General features: G+C 66.7%; 5 protein-coding genes. 2 read left to right on the forward strand and 3 right to left on the reverse strand.

What is annotated here, in order from left to right:
- Positions 1 to 127: 127 nt before the first annotated feature.
- On the reverse strand, positions 128 to 928 hold the full coding sequence (locus AB7O82_RS36010) for a glucose 1-dehydrogenase (RefSeq protein ID WP_428542109.1): 801 nt from the start codon (positions 926 to 928) through the stop codon (positions 128 to 130).
- 128 nt (positions 929 to 1,056) lie between these two features.
- On the opposite strand from AB7O82_RS36010, the gene AB7O82_RS36015 reads away from it, so the two are divergent.
- Positions 1,057 to 1,578 carry a pyridoxamine 5'-phosphate oxidase family protein gene (locus tag AB7O82_RS36015; protein WP_428621675.1) on the forward strand — a complete coding sequence of 174 codons (522 nt, stop codon included), beginning with the start codon at positions 1,057 to 1,059 and terminating at the stop codon, positions 1,576 to 1,578.
- A gap of 142 nt (positions 1,579 to 1,720) precedes the next feature.
- Here AB7O82_RS36015 and AB7O82_RS36020 read toward each other — a convergent pair whose 3' ends face one another.
- Positions 1,721 to 2,071, reverse strand: a complete 351-nt coding sequence (locus AB7O82_RS36020) for a hypothetical protein (protein WP_428542103.1) — start codon at positions 2,069 to 2,071, stop codon at positions 1,721 to 1,723.
- A gap of 125 nt (positions 2,072 to 2,196) precedes the next feature.
- Positions 2,197 to 4,965 carry a phosphoenolpyruvate carboxylase gene (gene ppc / locus AB7O82_RS36025; RefSeq protein ID WP_428542100.1) on the reverse strand — a complete coding sequence of 923 codons (2,769 nt, stop codon included), beginning with the start codon at positions 4,963 to 4,965 and terminating at the stop codon, positions 2,197 to 2,199.
- 931 nt (positions 4,966 to 5,896) lie between these two features.
- On the opposite strand from ppc, the gene hpnR reads away from it, so the two are divergent.
- Positions 5,897 to 7,056, forward strand: a 1,160-nt coding sequence (gene hpnR / locus AB7O82_RS36030; RefSeq protein ID WP_428621677.1) for a hopanoid C-3 methylase HpnR, incomplete at its 3' end; no start/stop codon positions are given.

Below are 7,056 nucleotides of genomic sequence, written 5' to 3' on the forward strand. Positions count from 1 at the left end.
GACCGCGGGCATCTCGCCCGCTCATGATCAGGAGCGGGCAGACGCCCGCGGTCCGCATGACTCATGACCCCTCCATCCGCGAAGACGCGGACACCTCCCCAGCGCAGCTCGGGAGGAGTCGTGGCACTCACTCCTGGTTCATCGACGTCACGGCGCCCGGGGTCGCGGTGCGGCCGCCGTCGATCACGAAGTGCGCGCCGGTGATGTTGCCGGCGAGGTCGGAGCAGAGGAACAGCACCGTGTTGGCGACTTCGTCGGGCGTCCCGTAGCGGCCGATCGGGATCGACGACTGGTAGCGCGCGGTGACCTTGCCCGGATTGGCCGGATTGAGCTGCGCCTCGAGGGCGTGGATCATGCGCGTGTCGATCGGGCCGGGGCAGACGGCATTGACGCGAATGCCCTGCCGCGCTACCTCGCCGGCCGCCGTCTTGGTGAGGCCGAGGACGGCGTGCTTGGAGGCGACGTAGGCCGGCATGCCGGGCGAGCCGACCAGGGCCGCCGTCGACGCCGTATTGACGACCGCCCCGCCCTTCTGCGCGATCATCTGCTTCAGCACGTACTTCATGCCGAGGAACACGCCGCGCACGTTCACCGCCATGACCGCATCGAACATCGCCTCGTCATGGTCGACGACCGGCGCCACCGTGCCCTCGATGCCGGCATTGTTGTGGAAGCAGTCGATGCGCCCGAACGTGGCCACCGCCTTGTCGACATAGGCCTTCACCGAGTCGGCTCGGGTCACGTCGGCCTGGACGAACAGCGCCTCGCCGCCCTGCTGCCGCACGATGCCGGCCGTCGCCTCTCCCGCGGTCGAATCGCGGTCGACGACCACGACCTTGGCGCCGCGCGAAGCGAAGCCCAGCGCCGTGGCGCGGCCGATGCCGTTGCCGCCGCCCGTGATCAAAGCGACCTTGTTCTTGAAATCCATGATCCGGTGCTCCCTCTCCTTGTTGGATCATCATCGCCAAGCGGGTCGGCGGCGGCAATCCTCGCTTGCTGCATCGCAGCCCAACCGAAAGAATTGAGCCTCCCAGTCAGCAGGTCGAGGAGGAAACCATGCCGGACATCACCGTTGCGAAATTTCGCGATGTCGCCAACGGGCTGCAGGAAGGCCAGTTCGCCGTCGGCGAGCGGACCAAGATCAAGGGCCTGTCCGATCTCGATCCGATCTACAAGGCCCTGCTCGATCGGCCGATCACCGTGACGCTCGGCCTGATCGGTCCGGATGGTCGCATCGGGCTCACCCCCATGTGGTTCGACTACGAAGGCGACAAGGTGCTGGTGAACACTGCCTCGCACCGGGCCAAGTGCGAGTGGATCCGCAAGAATCCCATGCTCACCATCCTGATCGTCAATCCCGACAACGCCTATCACTGGGTCCAGCTCAAATGCACCGTCGAGCGCGAGGAGCGCGAGTGGGAGCCGGGCGGCGAGCGCATCACGCGCCAGCTCGACAAGATCTGGACCAAGTACACCGGCAACCCGCCGCCCTATGGCTTGCGCGATCCGGCGATCGACGAGAAGCGCGTGCTGTTCGTCTGCAACGTCGATCGCATCGCGACCTTCGGCAAGCCCTAGCCCGCTCCCTCATCCGGACCGCGGGCGTCTCGCCCGCTCTTCTCATCCAAGCCAAGGGCGCCTCGTCCGCTGTTCTCATGAGCGTGGTCCGGCGCGGTAATCCGCGCCGTTAGACGCCCACAGTCCGGATGACGAGAGCGGGCTAGATCACCTTGCGCACGATGTGGCGGCGGTTGGACGTGTAAGGGCGCACCTCGCTCGGCCAGCGCCCCTTCTCCGCCGCCTCCGCCCATTCCTTGCTCAACAGCACGTCCGGGCTGTCGATCTCGTAGATCGCCACGTAGGTCGGCTCGCTGCCACCATCGAGCATCTTGCGCTCGCCGGCGAGATTGAAGGCGGCCGGCTCGGTCTTCAGGCGTGTGACGGCGCCGACGCCGGGCACCTTCTGCAACAGCGGCACGTGCTCGGTATCGTAGACCTCGTTGAACAGCGCCTCCTTGTCCTTGGCGACGTCCATGCTGACGATGAACAGGTACTTCGAGCCGATTGCCATGGTTTCCTCCGTTTGGACTGCGACACGACTCATTGCTGGGAGCGCGCCACTCCGATGGCGCTCTTCTTCTTGATGACACATCCCATGAGCGCCATCGGAGTGGCGCGCTCCCAGCAATGGCATCCCTACCCACTGTTGCGCAAACCGGCGGCGATGCCGTTGATACTGAGATGGATGCCGTCGACCACGCCGGGGTCGGTGTCGCCGGCGCGATGGCGTTTCAGCAGCTCGATCTGCACGTGGTTCAGGGGATCGATATAGGGAAAGCGATTGCGGATCGACCGCGCCAGCAGCGGGTTGCCTTCGAGCAGCGTCCGCTGGCCGCTGACCGCCAGCACCGCGTCGATCGAGGCCTGCCATTCCTGCCGCACACGGCCGAACACTTTTCCGCGCAACGCCTCGTCACCGACCAGCTCGGCGTAGCGCGAGGCGATGGCGATGTCGCTCTTGGCCAGCACCATGTCCATGTTGGAGAGCGTGGTGCGGAAGAACGGCCAGTCCCGGTACATGGTCCGCAGGATCTCGAGCCCGTCGGGTCGGGCCGCCGTCAGGGCCGACACCGCTGCGCCAAAACCGTACCAGCCGGGCAGCATGAGGCGGCACTGCGCCCAGCTGAACACCCAAGGGATTGCGCGCAGATCCTCGATTCGCCGCCGGCTGGAGCGTGACGCCGGGCGGCTGCCGATGTTGAGGGTGGCGATCTCCTCGAGCACGGTCGATTCGCGGAAGTAGCGCTCGAAGCCTTCGGTCTCGTAGACGAGGCTGCGATAGGCGCGGAAGGCGTGCGCCGACAGCTGCTCCATGACCGTGAGCCATTCCGCCGGCGGCGACGCATGACCCGCTTCGAGCAAACTCGCCTCGAGCGTGGCCGCCGCCAGGGTCTCGAGATTGCGGCGGCCGACCTCGGCATTGGAATACTTGCCGGCGATCACCTCGCCCTGCTCGGTGATACGGATGGCGCCCTGCAGCGCGCCGGGCGGCTGCGCCAGGATGGCGTCGTAGCTCGGCCCGCCGCCGCGGCCGACCGAGCCGCCTCGGCCATGGAACAGGCGCAGCCCGACCTTGTGTTTGGCGAACACCTCGATCAGCGACAGCTCGGCCTTGTAGAGCTCCCAGGTCGAGGTCAGGTAGCCGCCGTCCTTGTTGCTGTCGGAATAGCCCAGCATGACCTCCTGTACGTCGCCGCGCGAGGCGACCAGGCGGCGATAGGCAGGCAGGCCCAAAAGCTCGTCCATGACGTGGCCGCAGTGCTGCAGGTCGGCTATGGTCTCGAACAGCGGCACGATGTCGACGTCGAGCCGCTCCTCGCGCGGCCGCAGCAGGCCGACCTCCTTCAGCAGCACCGCGACCTCGAGGATGTCGGAGATGCTGTCGTTCTTGGAGATCACGTAGTGCGGCATCGACGCGGCGCCATATCGCCGGTGGGCGTCCGCGGCGACCTCGAGCATGGCGAGCTCGCCGGCGGCTTCCTCGCCATAGCTGTGGTGCGGCGCCGCCAACGGCCGTGGATTGGCCATCTCCGCCGTCAGCAGGGCGATGCGCGCGGGCTCGTCGAGCGCGCGATAGTCGACCGGATTGCCGGTCGAGGCCGCCTCGAGCAGCTCGGCGATCACGCGCTCGTGCACGTCGGAGTTCTGGCGCAGGTCGAGCGCGGCGAGATGGAAGCCGAACACGTCGACCGCGCGGCGCAGCCCGCGCAGGCGGCCGCGCGCCAGCGGCAGGGAGCCGTGCCGCGCCAGCGAGTCGGAGACCGTGTCGAGGTCGGCCTGCAACCCGGCGACCGAGTCGTAGGGCGCTGCCTCGCCCACCGCCGGATGGGGCGGCTCCAGCCGGTCGAGCTTCCAGGCGGTCGCGGCAAGCCGGGCATAGATGCCGATCAGGGCGCGCCGGTAGGGCTCGTCCCGGCGCTCGATCGAGCGGTCCGGGGAAGCCTTCGCCATCTCGGCAAGCCTGTCCGATACCGGCACCGAGCGACCGTCGAGCGACAGCTCGCTGCCCAGCCGATGCAGCTCCTCGAGATAGAAGCGCATTGCACGCTCGCTTTGCATCGCCAGCGTCTGGCGCGTCACCGCCGCCGTCACGAAGGGATTGCCGTCGCGATCGCCGCCGATCCAGCTGCCCATGCGCAGGAAGGAAGGCACCGCGATTCCCTGCCATGCCGGCTCGATGACGCCCAGGCGATCCTCGAGATCGGCATAGAAGGCCGGCAGCGCCCACAGGAACGTATGGTCGTAGTAGGCCAACCCGTTGTTGACCTCGTCGATCACCCTGAGGCGCGTGCCGCGCAGGATGCTGGTCTGCCACAGGGTGAGGACGGCGCGGCGCAGCGCCCGCCGGTTGGCCGACAGTTCCTCGGGCGTGTACTCCACCCGGTCGCGATCATCGAGCAGGTGCGCGATCTCCATCTCGCGATCGATCGAGCTGCGTCGACGCACCTCGGTCGGATGGGCCGTCAGGACGGCGCTGCAGAACGCGCGGGCGAAGAAGCACTCGAGCTGTTCGCGCGAGACCGCGGCGTCGCGGGCGCGCGCCAGGGCAAAGGCCATCGTGCCCTGCCGCGCCGGTGCGTGCGCCTTGGCGTAAGCGCGGGTGCGCCGGATGTGATGCTGGTCCTCCGCCAGGTTGGCGAGATGCGAGAAATAGCCGAAGGCGCGGATGATCTTGATCGCCCGGTCGATCGGCAGGCCGCTCATGATCGCCTGCAGCTCCTGCCGCGCCGCCTCGTCGGCATTGCGATGGAACTGGACGCCGGTTCGGCGGATGTGCTCGACCAGCTCGAACACCGCCTCGCCTTCCTGCTCGCGCACCGTGTCGCCCAGGATGCGCCCCAGCAGGCGCGTGTCGTAGCGCAGCGGGGCGTCCTTCTCGTCGGCGGGGGGCTCGGGTCGGTCCATGGCGCGACTATAGCCAAGGATTGGCGGGACGCCCGATCTCGAGTTCTCTTCCATAAGAATGTGCCGGGAGCGCGCCAGGCGGGCCCGACTCGCTCGCCCGCCGAAAAAGTACAACGACCCCCGTTTCTTGCGGTCGGTGCGGTCGGTTGCGGTCGGAGCCTTTTGAAACAAGGGGTTGGACCGACCGCAAGCGATGGTCTCTTGCGGTCGCCCCGCCAGTCTTGCGGTCGCACTGCCGGCCTTGCGATCGCACCGGCGCGTACCCACGCCCATGCCGCTGGCTTGCGAGCGCCCCTCGATGAATCCGCCTGGAATCTTGCATCATTTGCGTCACAGCGTCATTTGCCTTTGAAATCAAGACCTTGGCTGTGACGCAACGGAGAGCTGTGACGCAACGGAGAGAAGTTGCGTCAGCAGGGTTGGATTGCGTCGATGCCGGCGATCACGGTCGTGTCCTTCGGTTCACACCCAGTCTCTCCGTACGCCGTATCACGACACCTCGCGGGCGAGCAGGCCGGCAGGCCGAACTGGATCGCGTTTGCGCCCACGAGCCCGCGCAATCAACATCGCCGAAGCGGATCACCACGAGAGAGCGACGCGAGAGGTGGCCAGTCATGGATGCCACGCCAGCGCGATGGCGGCGAGAGTCTCCCTGCGCGTGCCGCATGGCTGATTCTTGCGGGCACGTGGCTGTGCAATTGATTGCACAAGCACAATTGGTGCCGACACGCCTCCCTCCATGGCCAATGACTGGCGATCCAGCCGACCTCCGATTCCTACCCGTCCGCCCAGGATGGTCGGGCCGTCCCGCCGGCGATGACAGCCGCGTTGCTACCTGCTTCTCGAGGGGTCGAGAAACTCAATCCACGCGTATTGACCGCCGGAGCGTCATATCGATCCTATGGAAGCCGTGTCTGGAGAGAGGAGCGCGATGAAAGTCCTGTTCGTTCATCCCAGCGGCCTCATGTACACCGAGGTCTACCTCCGGCTCGAGCCGCTCGGACTGGAACTGGTGGCCGAGGCATGCCGCAAGGCCGGGCACGAGGTGCGCCTGCTCGACCTGCAGGTCTTCCGACACCGGGACTATCAGCGCGTGCTCGAGGCCTGGCGGCCCGATGCGGTCGGCTTTTCGCTCAACTACCTGGCCAATATCCCCGAGGTCGTCGACTTGGCGCGGCTTGCCCGCCGCATGCTGCCCAGCTCGCTCGTGCTCGTGGGCGGCCACTCGGCCTCCTTCACCGCGCGCGAGATCCTGGCGCATGCCGCGGGCGCCATCGACTGTGTGGTCAAGGGCGAAGGCGAGGCGATCGCCCCGAGGATCCTCGAGGCCTGGGCAGAAAGGCAGGAAATCGGCAACTTGCCCGGCGTGGTCACGGCGAGCGGAGAGGGCCCGCCTCCGCGCATGATCGGCTCGCTCGACGATACGTCGCCGGCGCGCGATCTCGTGGCATCGCGACGCAAGTACTTCATCGGCGTGCTCGATCCCTGCGCCTCCGTCGAGTTCTCGCGCGGCTGCCCGTGGAACTGCTCTTTCTGCAGCGCCTGGACCTTCTACGGCCGCAGCTACCGCCGGGTGAGCCCGCAGGTGGTGGGCGAGGAGCTCGCCCGCGTGCGCGAGCCGGGCGTGTTCATCGTCGATGACGTGGCGTTCGTCCATGCCGAGCACGGCCACGCCATCGCCGACGAGGTCGAGAAGCGCAACATCAGGAAACAGTATTACCTCGAGACGCGCTGCGACGTGCTCTTGAAGAACAAGGAGGTTTTCACGCGTTGGAAGAAGCTGGGACTGAGCTACATGTTCCTGGGTGTCGAGGCAATCGACGAAGAGGGCCTCAGGCGGCACCGCAAACGGGTGAGCCTCGGCAAGAGCTTCGAGGCAATCGAATATGCCCGTTCACTTGGCATCATGGTGGCAGTGAACATCATTGCCGACCCGGACTGGGACGAGGCCCGCTTCCAGGCAGTGCGCGAGTGGGCGCTGTCAGTCCCCGAGATCGTGCATCTGACCGTCAACACGCCCTACCCCGGAACCGAAACCTGGACCACCGATGCCAGAACCCTCACCACCCGTAACTACAAACTGTTCGACGT

Origin of the sequence: Reyranella sp. (assembly GCF_050185545.1) — a bacterium.
Taxonomy (GTDB): domain Bacteria; phylum Pseudomonadota; class Alphaproteobacteria; order Reyranellales; family Reyranellaceae; genus Reyranella.

Excerpts from the sequence above, each read along its gene's own strand:
- ppc (WP_428542100.1), bottom strand. The coding sequence starts at position 4,965 with ATGGACCGACCCGAGCCCCCCGCCGACGAGAAGGACGCCCCGCTGCGC.
- AB7O82_RS36015 (WP_428621675.1), top strand. The coding sequence starts at position 1,057 with ATGCCGGACATCACCGTTGCGAAATTTCGCGATGTCGCCAACGGGCTG.
- AB7O82_RS36010 (WP_428542109.1), bottom strand. The coding sequence starts at position 928 with ATGGATTTCAAGAACAAGGTCGCTTTGATCACGGGCGGCGGCAACGGC.
- AB7O82_RS36020 (WP_428542103.1), bottom strand. The coding sequence starts at position 2,071 with ATGGCAATCGGCTCGAAGTACCTGTTCATCGTCAGCATGGACGTCGCC.